Genomic DNA, 16,333 nt, shown 5'->3' with positions numbered 1-16,333 from the left:
AATGAACTTCACTTTCGACACCGTCCCGCACATTATTTTCGAAACCGGCGCTGCTGCGCGTTTAGGCGAAATCGTCAAGGAACGGATGAAGCGCCCCTGCGTCGTCACCGACAAGGGCGTCATCGCCGCCGGGCTGATCGACGGCGCGCTTCAAAGCCTCAAAACCGCAGGTCTCGACTATTATCTGTTCGACGCGGTCGAAGCCGACCCGCCGGCAAGGGTCGTGCGCGGCGCCATCGACGAAGCGCGTAAAAACAAATGCGACGGCGTGATCGGTTTCGGCGGCGGGTCCTCCATGGATACGGCGAAGGTTATCGCCTGCCTGATTAATTCGCCGCAAAGCCTCGAAGAGATTTACGGCATGGATATGGTGAAAGATGAACGGGCTCCGCTTGTTCTTCTCCCCACCACTGCCGGCACGGGATCGGAAGTCACCAACATTTCCGTCATTACGTCCGACGACGATCAGAAAATGGGCGTTTTGGCGCGCCAGCTTTACGCCGACATCGCGGTGCTCGATGCCGCGCTGACCCTTTCCATGCCGCGCCACGTCACCAACGCCACCGGCATCGACGCCATGGTGCACGCGATCGAAGGGTACACGTCGAAACTGAAAAAGAACCCTGTCTCCGACGCGCTGGCGAAGGAAGCTCTGCGTCTGTTGTCGTCAAACATCGTCAGCGCCTGTGATGAGCCCGACAACATTGAAGCGCGCGAGAACATGCTGCTCGGTGCAATGTTGGCCGGCCAGGCGTTTGCGAACGCGCCCGTCGCCGCCGTTCACGCCCTCGCCTATCCGCTCGGCGTTCATTTTCATGTGCCGCACGGCCTCGCCAATTCCCTGATGCTGGCGCCGGTGTTGCGCTTCAACGCTTCTGTCGCCGCGCCGCTTTACGCCGAGCTTGGCGACGTCATCGGCGCCAACGACACGGGCGATTTCGAAACCCGTTCCGAAGCCTTTGTCGCGAAGATGACGGAGATTTGCGCCGCCACTGGCGTCACCAACAAGCTCTCGGACGTCGGCGTTTCGCATAATGTGTTGCCGAAACTTGCCGAGGACGCCGCAAAGATCGAGCGCCTGATGAAAAACAATCCGCGTCCAGTTACCGAAGCCGACTGCCTCGCGCTTTATACGGAAGTGTTGTGATTACCGCCCATCCTTCGCGACGCCTAATCGCCTTCATCCTGAGGGCGGGCGAAGCCCGCGTCGCGAAGGGCGAAGGCGATTAGGCTCCTCAGGATGAAGGTTTAATATGAATGATCACTCTACCCGCACCGACTACAACCATTTCCTGCCGCTGCAGACGCGCTGGGCGGATAACGACATTTACGGTCACGTCAACAACGTCGCTTATTACGGATATTTCGACACCATCGTGAACGAATATTTGATCGGCGCCGGCGCGCTCGATATTCATAACGGTGAAGTCATAGGCCTCGTCGTCGAAACGGGCTGCAAATATTTTTCAGCGCTGGAATTTCCCCAAAAACTCGAAGGCGCATTGCACGTCGCCCATATCGGCAATTCGTCGGTGCGTTATGAACTGGCGATATTCAAAACCGGTGACGACGCGCCCGCCGCCGAAGGCCACTTCGTTCATGTCTATGTGGATCGTGAAACGCGGCGGCCGGTGAATTTGCCTGATGCGTTTCGGACAGCTTTGGGGAAACTCGTTTCCAACTAAACCCCGCTCATCCCGACGCAAGTCGGGATCCAGTAACAACATAATGCCGGGCAAAGCCCGGCTTTTTTACTTTAGCTGGGCCCCGGCTTCTGCCGGGGTGAGCGGAGATAAATGCAAGGATTAGGATGCCCCGATCGTCGTCCTGTGCAAAAGTCTTGCATGACCGTCATAGCCGCCCGTCGCCATGTGCAGGACCGAGCGGTTGTCCCACATGACAAGCATGTTCTCGCGCCATTTGTGGCGGTACTGAAATTCCTCACGCGTCTGCCACACATAAAGTTCGGCCAATAACGCCATGCTTTCGGCTTCGCTCATGCCTTCGAAACCGACAACGTAGCCAACGCATCCGAAGATGCCCTCGCGTCCGGTTTCAGGGTGTTTACGAATAATCGGATGTTTATGCTCCGCCGCCAGCGCATCGGCTGAGGCGCGAATATCCATGGAACGGTTTTGCGCGTCCGCTTCGCCGTAAACACCTTCCTTCGCATACGGAACACGCGCGGAATGAATGGCGATCTTACCTTCCAGTTTTGTGCGCAATTCATCCGGCATATTTTCAAGAGCAAGGTGCTGGTTCGCGAACAGCGTATCGCCGCCCATTGGCGGAATGGTGATCCCGAACAGGCAGGTTCCCGCCGGCGGCGTTTTTTGAAAGCTCCAGTCCGTGTGCCAGCTTTCGGCGAACACCGGCGCTGTCTCATCCGCCTCTCGCTTTACAGCGATGATATGGTCACGGCCGGGAATTGACGCGATGAACGGATCGTCTCCAAAGGGGCCGAAATAGAGTGTAAACCGCTCCAGGTCGTCATCGTTCATGGCCTGATCGGGAAACGCCAGGACATGATGCGCCAACCAGGCCGAACGGATTTCTGCGACGGTCTCAGGCGTGAGCGGTGTTGTCAGATCAATCCCGGTGACGGTCGCGCCGCACGCTTCGCCGCTGGGCTTTACCTCTAGCGTCATCGCTCCTGTTCCCTTTCCCGAGGCCCTTTGATAGACCGTTCAAAACAAAAGGGAAACGCTGCCGGACATGTCTGTCATTCAATCCAAGATCGACCCGCGATCTGAAAGCTTCGCGGCCAACGCCGCCGCCATGCGCAAGCTGGTGGACGAGTTACACGCCAATATCGACCGCGTGGCCGAAGGCGGCGGGGCCCGCTACGCTGAACGCCACAAGCAACGCGGCAAGCTGCTTGCGCGCGAGCGCGTCTCGCGCCTGTTGGATGCCGGTGCGCCGTTTCTCGAAATCGGCCAATTCGCCGCGTGGGAAATGTATTCGGGCGACGTGATGAGCGCCGGCGTTGTCGCCGGCATCGGCCGCATCGCCGGCGTTGAATGCATGATCGTCGCCAACGACCCGACGGTGAAAGGCGGCACCTATCACCCGATGACGGTGAAAAAACATTTGCGCGCGCAGGAAATCGCCCTCGAAAACAGGCTGCCTTGCATTTATCTCGTCGAATCGGGCGGCGCATTCCTGCCCATGCAGGATGAGGTTTTTCCGGATAAGGATGATTTCGGCCGCATTTTTTATAATCAGGCGAATTTGTCTGCGCGCGGCATTCCGCAGATAGCGGTTGTGCATGGGAGCTGCACCGCCGGCGGCGCATACGTTCCTGCAATGTCTGACGAAGCAGTGATCGTCAAAAAACAGGGTACGATTTTTCTCGGCGGCCCGCCGCTCGTGAAAGCCGCCACCGGAGAAGTTGTTTCAGCCGAAGACCTCGGCGGCGGCGATACACACACGCGCATTTCCGGCGTCGCTGATCATCTGGCGGAAGATGACGATCATGCGCTGGGCCTTGCGCGCAACATTGTCGGCCGGCTCAACTGGGTGAAACAGGGCGAAGTGACGGTGGCGGAACCGGCGCCGCCCGCTTACGACCCGGAAGAACTTTATGGCGTTGTCGAGGCCGATGCGCGCAAGCCCTATGACGCGCGCGAAATCATTGCGCGCATTGTCGACGGGTCCGACTTCGACGAATTCAAACCGCTTTACGGCTCGACGCTCGTGACGGGTTTTGCCCGGCTGCACGGCTTTCCCGTGGGCGTCATTGCGAATAACGGCATTTTGTTTTCAGAGAGCGCCAAAAAAGGCGCGCATTTCATTGAACTGTGTTGTCAGCGGAAAATCCCGCTGATTTTCTTACAGAACATCACCGGCTTCATGGTTGGGCGCGCGGCGGAAGAAGGCGGCATTGCGAAAGACGGCGCGAAACTCGTCACCGCCGTCGCCACCGCAGGCGTGCCGAAATTCACTGTCGTCGTCGGCGGATCCTATGGCGCGGGCAATTACGGCATGTGCGGGCGCGCTTATGGTCCGCGCTTCATGTTCATGTGGCCGAATGCGCGCATCTCCGTCATGGGCGGCGAACAGGCGGCGAGCGTTCTCGCCACCGTGCGCCGCGACGGCCTGCGCGAAGGCGAGACATGGTCGGCCGATCAAGAGGAAGAATTCAAAAACAAGATCCGCGCCGGCTATGAAGAACAGGGCTCGCCCTATTATTCTTCCGCACGTCTGTGGGATGACGGCATCATCGACCCGGCGCAGACGCGCGACGTTTTAGGCCTTTGCATTTCCGCATCGCTCAATGCGCCCGTCGAACCAACGCGCTTCGGCGTGTTCAGGATGTAGGAAGGAAAGATAATGACCGAACAAGTCCTCATCACCACCATCGACCAGCGCGGTGTCGCACGGCTTACCATGAACCGTCAGGACGTCAGAAACGCGTTCAACGAAGAGCTGATCGGCGGCATCTGCGACGCCATGGGCCGATTGAATTCCGATCCTAATGTGCGCGCCATTGTGCTTACCGGCGCAGGCAAAGCGTTTTCCGCCGGCGCCGACCTAAACATGATGAAGCGTGCGGCAAACTATTCGACGGCGGAGAACAAAGACGACGCGCGCCGCCTCGCCCACATGCTGTCGTCGATCTATCACTCGCCGAAACCGACCGTGGCGCTTGTCAACGGCCCGGCCATGGGCGGCGGCCTTGGCCTCATCGCCGCGTGCGACATCGCCATCGGCGCCGATACGTCATTCTTTGCGCTTTCGGAAGTGCGCGTTGGTTTGATCCCCGCCGTGATTTCTCCCTTTGTCATTCAGGCCATCACCGTGCGTCAGGCGCGGCGGTATTTCCTCTCCGGCGAGCGTTTTGACGCCGCGACAGCCGCCGACATCGGATTGTTGCACAAGGTCGTTTCCGCCGACACGTTGAACGATGAAGTGGAGGCATTGCTTGATGGTCTGCTGGCCTGCGGGCCTGGCGCACAAAGTCTCGCCAAGGAACTGATCCGCAAGGTCGCCTATCGCCCCCTCGCGGAACCTGTGATGGAGGAAACCGCCGGCATGATCGCCAAAACCCGCGCCAGCGACGAGGGCAAGGAAGGCATTTCGGCGTTTCTTGAAAAACGCAAACCGAACTGGCTAGCTGATTAAGTGACATTGGGAACCATCATTCGAAAAGTAAGAGAGGAAGACCGCGAAGCGGTCTCCGCTGTTCTTACAGCCGCTTTCGAACGCGAGGCGGAAGCGAGGCTTGTTCAAAACCTTTGGGCGCAGCATGCTGTACAATATGAAAGGCTGGCTGAGGTTTCCGGCGTCATCATCGGTTACTGCGCATTCAGCGCCGTCACGTGCAAACCCGACCTTGACGGATTGCTGCTTGGCCTCGGCCCTATCGCCGTGGCGCCGGAACACCAGAACCAGGGCATCGGCGGCGACCTCGTCAACGAAGGGCTGAAACTTTGCCGCGAAAACAACGCTCGCCTTGTCGCTGTGCTCGGCGATCCTGATTACTATGCCCGCTTCGGTTTCGAACCGGCCTCAAAGAAACGGATGACTTGGGCCGGTTTCGACGCGGGCGACGCATTTCGGATCATCACCAATACCGATGACAATTTCGATGATCTTGATCCGGATGATATTCGCACAATTCACTATCATTCTGCGTTCAACGACGTGAGCTAAAAGGAACCTGTTCATGACGCATGCTTTACTGACGCCGGTGGTAACGCTGATCATCTGGTCGCTTGTCATGTGGGTGTGGATGTTGGCGACGCGCCTGCCCGCCATGCGCAAAGCGAAAATGCATCCGCAAGCCGCCAAACACACGGGCGCCGGAAGCACGGATAACCTGCCCTCGGAAGCGCGACAGGTGGCTGACAATTACAATCACCTGATGGAACAGCCGACGATTTTTTACGCGCTAGTTCTCGCCATCGCAATCGCCGGGTTTGGGCAGATGCTCGATGTCTGGCTTGCATGGGGTTATGTGGTTCTTCGCATCGCCCATTCGATCCTGCAGGCGACGATCAACATCGTCATGTACCGCTTTTATCTCTTCGTCGCTTCGACGCTTTTGTTAATCATGCTGGCCGCGCGCACGGGCACAGCGCTGTTGATGTAACCGGAATATCTTATGTTCAAAAAAATCTTGATCGCCAATCGCGGAGAAATCGCCGTTCGTGTCGCAAGGACTGCACGGCGGATGGGCGTGGCCACCGTCGCGGTTTATTCAGACGCCGACAAAAATGCGCCGCACGTACGCGCCTGTGATGAGGCCGTGCACATCGGCCTCGCCCCGGCGGCGGAAAGTTATCTGCGCAGCGAAAAAATTATCGACGCATGCAAAAAAACCGGCGCTGAAGCGGTGCACCCGGGCTACGGGTTTTTATCGGAAAACGCCGGGTTCGCCGATGCGCTCGACAAGGCCGGTATCGTTTTCATCGGCCCCACATCGGAAACCATCAACGCCATGGGATCGAAGTCAGCGGCCAAGGATCTGATGGAAGCCGCAAACGTGCCGACAACGCCGGGCTATCAGGGCGAGGACCAGTCCGTCGATACGTTCAAAAAGGAAGCAAAGCGCATTGGCTATCCGGTGTTGTTAAAAGCCACAGCCGGCGGCGGCGGCAAAGGCATGCGCATGGTCGCGGCCGAAGCCGACTTAGAAGACGCGCTGAAATCCGCGCAGCGCGAGGCGATTTCCGCCTTTGGCGATGACCGGTTTCTGATTGAAAAATACGTGACGCGCGCGCGCCATGTAGAAGTGCAGATCTTCGGCGACGGCAAAGGTGAAGTCGTGCATATGTATGAGCGTGACTGCTCCGTTCAGCGCCGCCACCAGAAAGTGATTGAGGAAGCGCCGGCGCCGAACATGCCGGCGGCGACCCGCGCGAAGCTGTTACAGGCAGGCGTCGACGCCGGTAAGGCGGTCAACTATCGCGGCGCTGGCACGGTGGAATTTCTCTACGACGAAGATGCGGACGCCGTTTACTTCATGGAAATGAACACGCGCCTGCAGGTGGAACACCCGGTTTCTGAAATGATTACCGGCCTCGACTTTGTTGAGTGGCAATTACGCATTGCGGCCGGTGAAGGTCTGCCGCTTGCGCAAAGTGAAATCACCGAGCGTGGCCATGCATTCGAGTCTCGTCTTTACGCCGAAAACCCGGCGCAGAATTTCGCGCCTTCCATCGGTACGCTGACCACGTTGAAATTACCGCATGAAACCGCGCGGATCGATTCCGGCGTGGAGCAAGACCAGGAAATCACGCCCTATTACGATCCGATGATCGCGAAAGTGATTACCTACGGCGCGACGCGTGAAGAAGCGCTCGGCGCAATGCGCTCGGCGCTGACACAGACCCGCGTTGCGGGGCTGGAAACCAACGCACAGTTCCTCCACGCGCTTGCTGCCGAAGACGACTTCATCAGCGGCGATGTCTCAACGCGCTTCATCGAGGAGCATGAAGCGTCGCTGTTTCCCGAACAGAAACTCGACAATCGCGTTCTCGCGGCGGCACTGCTGGCGCGGCACCTTGATGCGCGAAAAGACAGCGGCGCCGATCCATGGGAAGCGCTCACCGGTTTCCGCCTCAACCGGCCGCAAAAAGCGGTCTACTGGCTGACCATGAATGGCGACGCGGCGTTGGCGACGCTGAACAACTCGAAAAACGGCGTTGACGTCACCATCGAACCTGACGCGGCGGCGGCAGCGCGCCGCGAAGGCCGCGAGCTGCAGGCGCCGATCAAATTTTCCTTCACGCCGCCGTCGAATATAGCGGATGGTTTGCGCCTTACCGTCGATGGCGAGACCTTTGTCGCCGAAACAGCGGAACACAACGGCAAGATCCGCATCTGGATCGGCGCCGATCATTGGGACGTTGAATATCCCGATCCGTTCTCCGGCCTTTCAGCGCATCATTCAAGCGAAGGTTCGCTGACCGCGCCCATGCCCGGTGTCATCACCGTGCTGTCAGCAAAACCGGGCGATACGGTCGAGGCCGGCAAGCCGCTCCTCATCATGGAAGCGATGAAAATGGAGCACGCCATCAAGGCGCCCTTCGACGGTGTCGTAAAGGCGTACAAATTCAGCGCCGGCGATCAGGTTAAGGACGGCGACTTGCTGGTGGAGTTCGAGGAAAGCGCGTGAACTTTTATCCCACCCATCCCGGCGAAAGCCGGTATCTAGTTTTACATCACTCTGGATACCGGCTTTCGCCGGGATGAGCGGATACATATATATTGTGCTATGACCCAAACCATTTCCCTTGTCGAAGTCGGCCCGCGCGACGGGTTGCAGAATGAAAAGCAGACGATTGATGTCGCCACCAAAGTCGCGCTGATCGAACGGCTTGCTGACGCAGGCATGAAATCAGTCGAAGGTGGCGCATTCGTCTCGCCGAAATGGGTGCCGCAGATGGCGGCCTCCGACGAGGTGATGCAGAAGATCAAACGCGCACCCGGCGTTTCCTATCCCGTGCTAACACCGAACCGACAAGGCTATGAAGGCGCTCGTGCGGCGAAAGCCGACACCGTCGCCGTCTTCGGCGCTGCATCGGAAAGTTTTTCGCAAAAGAACATCAACTGCTCTATCGAAGAGAGCTTCGAACGGTTCAAACCGATCATCGAAGCCGCCAAGGCCGACGGCGTTCGAGTGCGTGGCTACGTGTCCTGCGTCCTTGGCTGCCCATACGAAGGCGCGATTTCACCAAGCCAGGTCTTGCCCGTAGCCAGGACGCTTTACGATCTCGGCTGCTATGAAATTTCTCTCGGCGACACGATTGGCGCCGGCACGCCAAAAGAAACAAAAGCGCTGATCAAACTGCTCGCGCAGGAATTGCCCATCAGCGCCCTCGCCGGTCACTTCCATGACACTTACGGTCAGGCGCTATCGAACATATGGGCGGCGATCGACGAAGGTGTCACCACTTTTGATTGCTCCGTATCCGGCCTCGGCGGATGCCCCTACGCCAAAGGCGCGTCGGGCAATGTCGCCAGCGAAGACGTTGTTTATTCGCTGGAACGCTCAGGGCTCAAAACCGGCGTCAATCTCGACAAGCTGATCGAAACCAGCCTCTGGATTTCAGAACAACTCGGCCGTAAGCCGGGATCGAAAGTGACGCTGGCGCGAAGCGCTTAATCTTCAAGCGCCGCCAGCACGTCAGCCGAGAACTGATCGAGATTGAAACCATTGCCGCCAGGCTGGTTTGAATCGAACCCGCGCCGAACGATAAGAACATTCCGCTCAGGGATGATCATCAGATACTGCCCGCGATTACCGCGCGCTGCATAAGACCCATCGGGCAGACCGTGCCGCTCGCCATATAGCCAGAACTGGGCGCCGTAACCGGGAATGTGCGACCCGTCATGACGTTGAAGCGCCGGCTGCGCGGGCGACGGCGACGCCACATAGGCCGCCCATCCTTCGGGCAGGATGCGCTCCCCGTCCCAGACGCCGTCATTGAGATAAAGAAGACCAAGGCGCGCGAGGTCACGCGCCGTCGTCCATACTTGTGACGATAAAACAAAGTCGCCGTTCCAGTCCGTTTCCAGAAACGTATGATCCATGCCGAGCGGAATGATCACATTCTTGAATGGAAACGCCATGAACTTTTTGTCGTTGTTCATCCGTTCGCGCAGCGCGCGCATGGCCGCCATGGTGTCGTTATTCGCATAGCGCCAGAGCGCGCCCGGTTCCGCCACTAGCCGGTTGGTGATCGCGTGATCGACAATGCGCCCGCCGCCGAAATAAACATCGTCCGTTCGGTTTCCCGCAGTCGGCGATGTCAGACCGCTCGACATGTGCAGGAGATTTTCAAGCGTAATCTCACCGCGCGGATCGTCTGGCGCCGACCATGCAGCAAGGCCCGCCGGTTCATCTACATCGATCAGACCTTCATGCACTGCGGCGCCAATGATGGTTGCGGCGATAGACTTTGCCACAGACCAGGTGCGCTGAGGCGTTGTTGCATCAAAGCCGTCGCGATATTTTTCCGCGACGATCTTGCCATCCTGAACGATCAGCACCGCTGTTGTTTCCGATCCCTCGCCATAGGTTGAGCGGTCAAATGCGTCGGCGACCACAGCGGCGATGTTAAATCCTTGCGGCGTGTCGCCGAAAATTTCACCTTCAACATTATCGCCAATCGGCCATGGTTCGCCGGACCGGTTTTTGCGTTTCAAGTTGACCGTCGGCGGCTGAAAGTCGGCGGCCATGGTCGGCGCCTGAACACAGCCCAGCATCGGTCGCCATTGTGCAATGCGCGGCGGCGCGTCGTCAGCGTAAGTCACGGACACGCGTTTGTTTTCTTCATCAATTACCGCATCAGGAAGCGAGGGCATCGGATCATCGAATGTCGGCAGGATGCGATTGAGTTCATCACCGGCAATCTGGTCGACAGATCGGCCGGCATTGAAATGCGCCGAACACGTAAACGCCGCCTTGTATCCGGCCGCGAGTGATAACTGGGCCGGGTCAAACTCCTGCGCCGCGACGCCTAAACAAAGAAAACTCGCAACACCGCCTAGAATAATGTTTTTCACGAAACCTGCTCCTGTGTTCATTCTGGCGATAGCTTACAGCTCGTCCGCATAAACCGGCTGGATATCCACCGGCAGATGTTCGAGCGAGGCGATAACCGCTTCGGCGTCAGCATCGAGATTGGCGTAATCATCAAGGAATGTTTTTGCGGCATCATAGTTACCGTCACCCTGAATGATCACCACATCACGCGTCAGATCGCGTATCGCCTGTTCCAGCTTTTCAAAATCAAGACGGAACTTGCCGTTTTCTTCGGTAAAGGCCCCGGCGTTTTTAAAGTATGTGTACTGAAACGCCGCGCCACGCGCATGAGCGGCGACGACGCCGAACCGCATGGACCGGAACAACCCGACAAAGTGCGTCGCCAGATAACTTTCCTTTTCCGCCGCCGGAAGTTCACCGCGCTCCATCATATAAAGCACGTTATAACCGCCCATTATGTCGGCCTTGCCTTCCTCAATAGGCGAATAGAGCTCCTGCAACTGTGCGTTCACGGTTGTTTCTTCGCCGTCGACCGTAATCGTGCCGGGCCCGAGACTGTGTGAAAGCTCATGAAACAAGGTTTTATTGATCATGTGTTCTTTTTTGACGAGACCCGCCTGATCTTGGACCAGAACAACCTGCGCCATTGGTTGGAGGATCCGGTCGAACTTGGCGCCGAGAACATTATTGAGAATAACTTTCTTTGCGCCTTTCGCCTCGCGAACGCGCTCGTCATTGGGCAGGTTGAAGGCGATCGTCTGAACGCCAGGCACATTATCGCCGCCGCCATGAACCTGATAGGTAACGGCGATGGGCGATTCAAATCCGCGCTGGAAGTTTTTGTAAGACTCATCAACAGGCAGGTTCGCTTCCATATCACGCAGATAGTCTTTGTATTTCGCGAGTGCTGCGCTTTCTTCCGGGTTTTTGACAGTAATGAACGCCTCAAACGCAGTCTTGTTGCCAAAAAGGGCGTCCGTATAAACTTCGTAAGGGCCAATGGCTGCCTCAATCGGCCCGTCGAGATCCATCCACGCCATTTCGGATTCATAATAGTCGTCGGTCAAAAACGCCTCGGCCCGCAAGGTCAAAAAGCGTTTGAGACTTTCGTTGGTGGTTATATCAGCCGCTTCGCGCATCAACTGCGCCGCCGGTTCCAGCCATTCACGGTAATGTTCTGAATACGGAATAGCGACAAGGCCGCCCTCGCCGTCACGACGGATCACTGTGTACCAGCTCTGAAACGCCGCTTCATCTTCCGGATGCGCGTCGATCCAGGCGTCGAGTTCCTCCTTGGTCATATCCGCTGGATAAAAAGCGGCGCCGTCCGGCATTCGCGTATCGCCATAAAACGGCTTGTTATTGTCAAGCGTGTCCCATGGTCCGAAATGCAGATCGAAAAGGTTTAGCAATAAATCGCTGTTCGGCCCGTCATGAGCGGCAATCTCCTCACGCCATGCCGGGTTCTTTTCACTGCGCTGGCGCAGGTAAATTTCGGACATCAACACGCCTACCTGATTGAGCTTGTTGATGACCGCACGTTCCTCATCGGTCAGGAACGAGGTGTCAGGGTCCATCTCCACAACAGCGAACTGGGCGCGCATCTTCTGAAGCGTTTCCGCGCTCGCTGTCTCAACGGTTTCCTCACCGCCAGAAGGTTTTTCAGCCGCCTGGTTCGCAGGGGCGCTTGCCTCCTGATTGGAACAGGCCGCGGCAATCGCCAAAATCGATGCAGCGAGAACAGGGCGAACGGGAAATCTCTTCATAACTTGATCCTTGCTCTTCAAATGTCGTCGGGCCGCATTTTGCGACTGCTCATTCGTTAACGCCAACTTAGCCGTCATTCCCCTATTCTTAAAGGCCGCCATATTCCGGCCTTGCGAGGGGCGTAAGGTTTGAATATTGCTTGTTAGCGGTCCGTTTTGGCCGATTGTTGGATTGCGTTGCTCAATGGGGGCGTAATGAAGAATTTACTGGCTGGTCTGAGTGCAGTTTTCGTCGGCTTTGGGTCAAGCGCCCTGGCCGCGCCGGCTGATTTCGAACGCTGGCTGCAAAGTTTTCGCGCTGAGGCATCCGCGGCGGGTATCTCCGACGCAACGCTCGATTCGGCGCTGACCGGTCTTTCCGTTAATGAACGGGTTTATGAACTGAACGACAATCAACCGGAATTTTCCCGCGCAATCTGGGATTATCTGGACGGCGCGGTTTCAGCAACACGCATCCAGAACGGCCAGACAAAATATCTCGAAAACCGCAAACTGTTAACGCTGATCGAAGACGCTTACGGCGTCGATGCGGAAATTATTTCCGCCATCTGGGGACTTGAGTCCTCCTACGGCGCGATTATGGGCAGCTACGACGCCATACAGGCTCTGGCGACTCTGGCGTTCGAAGGACGGCGCACCGGTTATGGCCGCAGCCAGCTGATCGGCGCGCTGAAAATCATTGAACATGGCTATGCCGGACGCGATGATTTAAAGGGATCATGGGCCGGCGCCATGGGGCATACGCAGTTTATTCCGACTACGTATCTTTCTTACGCGGTCGATCATGACGGCGACGGCCGCCGCGATATCTGGAACAATCTGGGCGATGTCTTTGCATCGACGGCAAATTATTTGAGCGTTTCAGGTTATACAGGCGACGAGGCATGGGGTCTTGAAGTCAGATTGCCCGGTGATTTTGATTACGCCCTCGCCGACAGCAATACGAAAAAGGCTGTTGTGGAATGGTCGGCGCTTGGCCTCTCCGCCACGCGCGGCGCTGACCTGACCGAACGGTTCGACCCGAACCTGCGCGGCCGGCTGATCATTCCCGCTGGCGCGCGCGGACCGGCGTTTCTGGTCTTCGGCAATTTCGAAGCGATCCTGAAATACAACCGCTCCACCGCTTATGCCCTCGCGGTCTCGTTATTGTCCGAAGAAATAGCCGGACGTAGCGGCGCGGTTGTCAGCGTCTGGCCGCGCGAGGATCGCCCGTTAAGCCTCACGGAGCGAAAATCGCTTCAGCAGGCGTTGAAAGACCGCGGTTACGATCCGGGGCCAGTTGACGGCATTATCGGCGCGGGCACCAAGCGCGCCCTTCGGGCCTGGCAAAAAGCGGCCGGGCTGCCGGCGGACGGGTATGCTTCGGCCTCTATCCTTAATGCATTGAATTAGAAGTACTTTTCAGTATTTCAGAAATTCTGCAAAAGCCTCTTGTTGCAGTGCACAAAAAGTACTATATGCCCCGGCAATGCTGCGGCGCACAAACACCGCTGCAGCCGGAACACCGATATTCAGGAGGCCAATATGGCGACCAAGACAACCAAGACGGCGGCAAAAAAGACAACCGCCAAGAAAACCACCGCCAGCAATGGCGCTCAGATGACCGATTTCACGGACATGATGTCCTTCGCCAACGGTGCGAACTGGGCCGAAACCGCGAAAGAGCAGTTCGAAACCATGATGACGTCGTTCGGCGGCAATTTCGAAGACATGCGCGCCCAGGCTGAAGAAATGACTGAAGAAGTTCAGGCCCGTTTCAAAGCCACTCAAGACCGCGCCCAGGAAACCAACGCGATGCTTATGGAAGCCGCGCAGGAAGAAGTTGCCGACGCCGTTCAGCTCGCCAGCGACCTCACCAACGCGAAAACCTTCGCCGACGCCCTGACCGTTCAGCAGTCATACTGGACAAAGCTTTTCGAAACCCGCATGGAGCGCGCACGCGAAATGACGGAAGCAACAGTTGAAGTCACACGCGAAAACATGGCGTCTGTCGAAACGCCATTCGCAAGCTTCAAAGGCTTTGAAAAATTCTTCGCTTTCCCGGTGAAAGCGTAACTAAAGACAATACCTGTTTGATCCGCTAAGCATTCGCTCTCATGAGCAGCCTGCGGATCGACAAAGCACAAGTGGACTGGGACGCATCGTCAGATGTACCCCGGTCCATTTTTTTTGACGATGTCTATTTTTCCGGCGACGGTCCGGCGGAAACGGCTCACGTCTTTCTCGCGGGCAATGACTTGCCCAAGCGATTTGAAACCACCACCCGGTTTCACATTGGCGAGTTGGGCTTTGGCACCGGGCTTAATATCCTCACTGCGTGGCAGGCATGGCTGAAAACGCAAAAGCCCGATAGCGCAAAGCTGCATTTTCTGTCCGTCGAAGCCTTTCCGCTATCGACCGCTGAAATGGAACGAGCGCACAAGGCGTGGCCGTTACTAGCGCCGCTCTCTAAAACATTACGCGCAGCCCTGCCGCCGCCTCACCTAGGCTTTCACCATATCGCACTCAGCAACGACGTTTCGCTGACCCTTTTCTATGGCGACGCTTTTGAAGGGATGGCAAACGCCGAGGCGAAGATCGACGCATGGTTTCTTGACGGTTTCGCGCCATCGAAAAATCCCGCCATGTGGTCGCCGGAACTTTTTGCAGAGCTGGCGCGGCTTTCAAAACCCAATGCGACATTCTCAACTTTCACGGTCGCGGGCGCCGTGCGTCGCGCCCTCGAAAGCGCAGGATTTGAATGGGAGAAGCGCCCCGGTCACGGCCGCAAGCGGGAGATGCTGGCGGGCCACATCGACAAACCGCCACAGAATTCAAAACGCGCGCCATGGTTCGCAACGCAAACACGCACGTTAAAACCCAGCGCAAGTATCGCGGTTATCGGCGCCGGGATCGCCGGCGCCAGCCTCGCCCATGAGCTGACACGCGCCGGGTTTCATCCGTCCGTTTACGACGCGTCTGGCCCGGCGTCTGGCGCATCCGGCAATCCGGCGGGGCTTATCATGCCGCGGCTGGACCTTGGCGATACGGCTGCGGGGCGCTTTCATACGATCGCCTATCTCCACACGCTCGGCTTATTAAACGAACTGGATAGCGACAGCCTGTTCAACCCATGCGGCGTCCTGCACCATGCCGCAAATGACAAGGAGCGGGAACGACAGGAAAAACTGCTTGCTCAGCCCGCGCTGCCCGAGGGCTGGATCGAAAAGCGAGATGAAGGTTTATTCTTCCCGCAAGGCGGCGTCGTCGACCCGGTTGCCTTTGTCTATGGATTACTTGGTGAAACAACAGTCATTCAGGAGCGCGTGCTACAAATTAGTCAGCAGGAAAACGCCTGGCGCGTGATCACTCACGAAAGCGAACAAACCTTCGACGCTGTCGTTATCGCCAATGGACTTGACGCTTTGCGCTTCGCTGATGCGCGCACCTTGCCGCTTGCCGGGTCCGCCGGGCAAATCGACTGGTTTCCAGATGCAAACGCGCTGGATCATGCACATGCCTTCGGCCCCTACGCTGCGCCGGCGCCCAAAGGGGGCGTCATTATCGGCGCCACTTACGCGCCAGTCGCCATCGGAGCCGAGACACGCTTCACCAGGGAAGCAACAGAATCAAACATCGCCGCTGTTGCACGCACCCTCCCACAGCTTGCCGTTACGCTTGATCCGAACGCATCAACCCCGCGCGCCTCTGTGCGTTGCACGACGCCGGACCGTTTGCCTGTTGTCGGGCCGATGCCTGACTGGGCGTTTTATGGCGCCGCTTACGACGATCTGCGTTTGGGCAAACAAAAAGAATATCCCGAGGGGCAGATGCGCGACGGACTATTTATCCTCACCGGTCTTGGATCGCGCGGGCTCGTCACCGCGCCGCTTGCCGCCGCCATGATCGCTGCTGAGATGACCGGCGCGCCCTCTCCCGTAGATTTGGACATCGCTCAGGCCCTTCATCCAGCGCGGTTTTTCATCCGCGACTATAAACGCGCCCGTTCCCGAATTCTCTAAACAGAGAGGTTTTTCAGATATACCGACTTTCACTCTTGCCTGAGATGAGTGCATAGTCAGCACCAGAAACG

14 protein-coding genes are annotated in these 16,333 nt (G+C 57.5%); 11 read left to right on the top strand and 3 right to left on the bottom strand.

All coding sequences use genetic code 11. The features are described from left to right. Nucleotide 1: 1 nt before the first annotated feature. Together PUV54_RS10080 and PUV54_RS10075 are read left to right on the top strand one after the other, a co-directional pair. Nucleotides 2-1,147: an iron-containing alcohol dehydrogenase gene (locus PUV54_RS10080; RefSeq protein ID WP_274492103.1), complete on the top strand. Its 1,146-nt coding sequence runs from the start codon at nucleotides 2-4 to the stop codon at nucleotides 1,145-1,147. Nucleotides 1,148-1,253: 106 nt separating this feature from the next. Further along, on the top strand, nucleotides 1,254-1,685 hold the full coding sequence (locus tag PUV54_RS10075; protein ID WP_274492102.1) for an acyl-CoA thioesterase: 432 nt from the start codon (nucleotides 1,254-1,256) through the stop codon (nucleotides 1,683-1,685). Nucleotides 1,686-1,805: 120 nt separating this feature from the next. Here the strand turns inward: PUV54_RS10075 and PUV54_RS10070 are convergent, their stop codons facing one another. Further along, complete coding sequence (locus tag PUV54_RS10070) at nucleotides 1,806-2,648, bottom strand: TauD/TfdA dioxygenase family protein (protein ID WP_274492101.1); 843 nt, start codon at nucleotides 2,646-2,648, stop codon at nucleotides 1,806-1,808. Between the two features lie 67 nt (nucleotides 2,649-2,715). Here PUV54_RS10070 and PUV54_RS10065 point away from each other — a divergent pair, with 67 nt between their 5' ends. The 6 genes from PUV54_RS10065 to PUV54_RS10040 all read left to right on the top strand — a co-directional run bounded on the left by PUV54_RS10065 (nucleotide 2,716) and on the right by PUV54_RS10040 (nucleotide 9,112). Beyond that, nucleotides 2,716-4,320 (top strand): carboxyl transferase domain-containing protein, encoded by a 1,605-nt coding sequence (locus PUV54_RS10065; RefSeq protein WP_274492100.1) that lies wholly within the window; start codon nucleotides 2,716-2,718, stop codon nucleotides 4,318-4,320. Between the two features lie 12 nt (nucleotides 4,321-4,332). Continuing rightward, nucleotides 4,333-5,124 (top strand): enoyl-CoA hydratase/isomerase family protein, encoded by a 792-nt coding sequence (locus PUV54_RS10060; protein WP_274492099.1) that lies wholly within the window; start codon nucleotides 4,333-4,335, stop codon nucleotides 5,122-5,124. Continuing rightward, a complete protein-coding gene (locus tag PUV54_RS10055) occupies nucleotides 5,125-5,655 on the top strand; it encodes a GNAT family N-acetyltransferase (protein ID WP_274492098.1) in 531 nt (176 codons plus the stop codon). It abuts the gene before it with no gap. Nucleotides 5,656-5,668: 13 nt separating this feature from the next. After that, complete coding sequence (locus PUV54_RS10050; RefSeq protein ID WP_274492097.1) at nucleotides 5,669-6,094, top strand: MAPEG family protein; 426 nt, start codon at nucleotides 5,669-5,671, stop codon at nucleotides 6,092-6,094. 12 nt (nucleotides 6,095-6,106) lie between these two features. Further along, nucleotides 6,107-8,122, top strand: a complete 2,016-nt coding sequence (locus PUV54_RS10045) for an acetyl/propionyl/methylcrotonyl-CoA carboxylase subunit alpha (RefSeq protein ID WP_274492096.1) — start codon at nucleotides 6,107-6,109, stop codon at nucleotides 8,120-8,122. Between the two features lie 99 nt (nucleotides 8,123-8,221). Continuing rightward, on the top strand, nucleotides 8,222-9,112 hold the full coding sequence (locus PUV54_RS10040) for a hydroxymethylglutaryl-CoA lyase (RefSeq protein ID WP_274492095.1): 891 nt from the start codon (nucleotides 8,222-8,224) through the stop codon (nucleotides 9,110-9,112). Here the strand turns inward: PUV54_RS10040 and PUV54_RS10035 are convergent. Next, complete coding sequence (locus tag PUV54_RS10035; RefSeq protein ID WP_274492094.1) at nucleotides 9,109-10,515, bottom strand: serine hydrolase domain-containing protein; 1,407 nt, start codon at nucleotides 10,513-10,515, stop codon at nucleotides 9,109-9,111. The two genes, PUV54_RS10040 and PUV54_RS10035, sit on opposite strands and share 4 nt — an antisense overlap. Nucleotides 10,516-10,548: 33 nt before the next feature. Further along, nucleotides 10,549-12,261, bottom strand: a complete 1,713-nt coding sequence (locus PUV54_RS10030) for a dipeptidyl-peptidase 3 family protein (protein ID WP_274492093.1) — start codon at nucleotides 12,259-12,261, stop codon at nucleotides 10,549-10,551. Nucleotides 12,262-12,456: 195 nt separating this feature from the next. Between PUV54_RS10030 and PUV54_RS10025 the strand changes: the two genes are divergently transcribed. The 3 genes from PUV54_RS10025 to mnmC all read left to right on the top strand — a co-directional run bounded on the left by PUV54_RS10025 (nucleotide 12,457) and on the right by mnmC (nucleotide 16,262). Beyond that, nucleotides 12,457-13,653: a lytic murein transglycosylase gene (locus PUV54_RS10025; protein WP_274492092.1), complete on the top strand. Its 1,197-nt coding sequence runs from the start codon at nucleotides 12,457-12,459 to the stop codon at nucleotides 13,651-13,653. 132 nt (nucleotides 13,654-13,785) lie between these two features. Further along, the gene (locus PUV54_RS10020; protein WP_274492091.1) at nucleotides 13,786-14,316 is read left to right on the top strand and encodes a phasin family protein; all 531 of its coding nucleotides are present in this window, start codon (nucleotides 13,786-13,788) and stop codon (nucleotides 14,314-14,316) included. 41 nt (nucleotides 14,317-14,357) lie between these two features. Continuing rightward, entirely contained in the window at nucleotides 14,358-16,262 is a 1,905-nt protein-coding gene (gene mnmC, locus PUV54_RS10015) for a bifunctional tRNA (5-methylaminomethyl-2-thiouridine)(34)-methyltransferase MnmC2/FAD-dependent 5-carboxymethylaminomethyl-2-thiouridine(34) oxidoreductase MnmC1 (protein ID WP_274492090.1), read from the top strand. Nucleotides 16,263-16,333 lie beyond the last annotated feature (71 nt).

The sequence above is a fragment of the Hyphococcus flavus genome, from assembly GCF_028748065.1.
In the GTDB taxonomy this organism is placed as follows: domain Bacteria; phylum Pseudomonadota; class Alphaproteobacteria; order Caulobacterales; family Parvularculaceae; genus Hyphococcus; species Hyphococcus flavus.
This window is presented reverse-complemented; position numbering and strand designations above follow the sequence as displayed.

Bases quoted from the DNA above. Each gene is read 5' to 3' on its own strand.
- PUV54_RS10080 (WP_274492103.1), top strand. From the start codon at position 2: ATGAACTTCACTTTCGACACCGTCCCGCACATTATTTTCGAAACCGGC.
- PUV54_RS10075 (WP_274492102.1), top strand. From the start codon at position 1,254: ATGAATGATCACTCTACCCGCACCGACTACAACCATTTCCTGCCGCTG.
- PUV54_RS10070 (WP_274492101.1), bottom strand. From the start codon at position 2,648: ATGACGCTAGAGGTAAAGCCCAGCGGCGAAGCGTGCGGCGCGACCGTC.
- PUV54_RS10065 (WP_274492100.1), top strand. From the start codon at position 2,716: ATGTCTGTCATTCAATCCAAGATCGACCCGCGATCTGAAAGCTTCGCG.
- PUV54_RS10060 (WP_274492099.1), top strand. From the start codon at position 4,333: ATGACCGAACAAGTCCTCATCACCACCATCGACCAGCGCGGTGTCGCA.
- PUV54_RS10050 (WP_274492097.1), top strand. From the start codon at position 5,669: ATGACGCATGCTTTACTGACGCCGGTGGTAACGCTGATCATCTGGTCG.
- PUV54_RS10045 (WP_274492096.1), top strand. From the start codon at position 6,107: ATGTTCAAAAAAATCTTGATCGCCAATCGCGGAGAAATCGCCGTTCGT.
- PUV54_RS10040 (WP_274492095.1), top strand. From the start codon at position 8,222: ATGACCCAAACCATTTCCCTTGTCGAAGTCGGCCCGCGCGACGGGTTG.
- PUV54_RS10030 (WP_274492093.1), bottom strand. From the start codon at position 12,261: ATGAAGAGATTTCCCGTTCGCCCTGTTCTCGCTGCATCGATTTTGGCG.
- PUV54_RS10025 (WP_274492092.1), top strand. From the start codon at position 12,457: ATGAAGAATTTACTGGCTGGTCTGAGTGCAGTTTTCGTCGGCTTTGGG.
- PUV54_RS10020 (WP_274492091.1), top strand. From the start codon at position 13,786: ATGGCGACCAAGACAACCAAGACGGCGGCAAAAAAGACAACCGCCAAG.
- mnmC (WP_274492090.1), top strand. From the start codon at position 14,358: ATGAGCAGCCTGCGGATCGACAAAGCACAAGTGGACTGGGACGCATCG.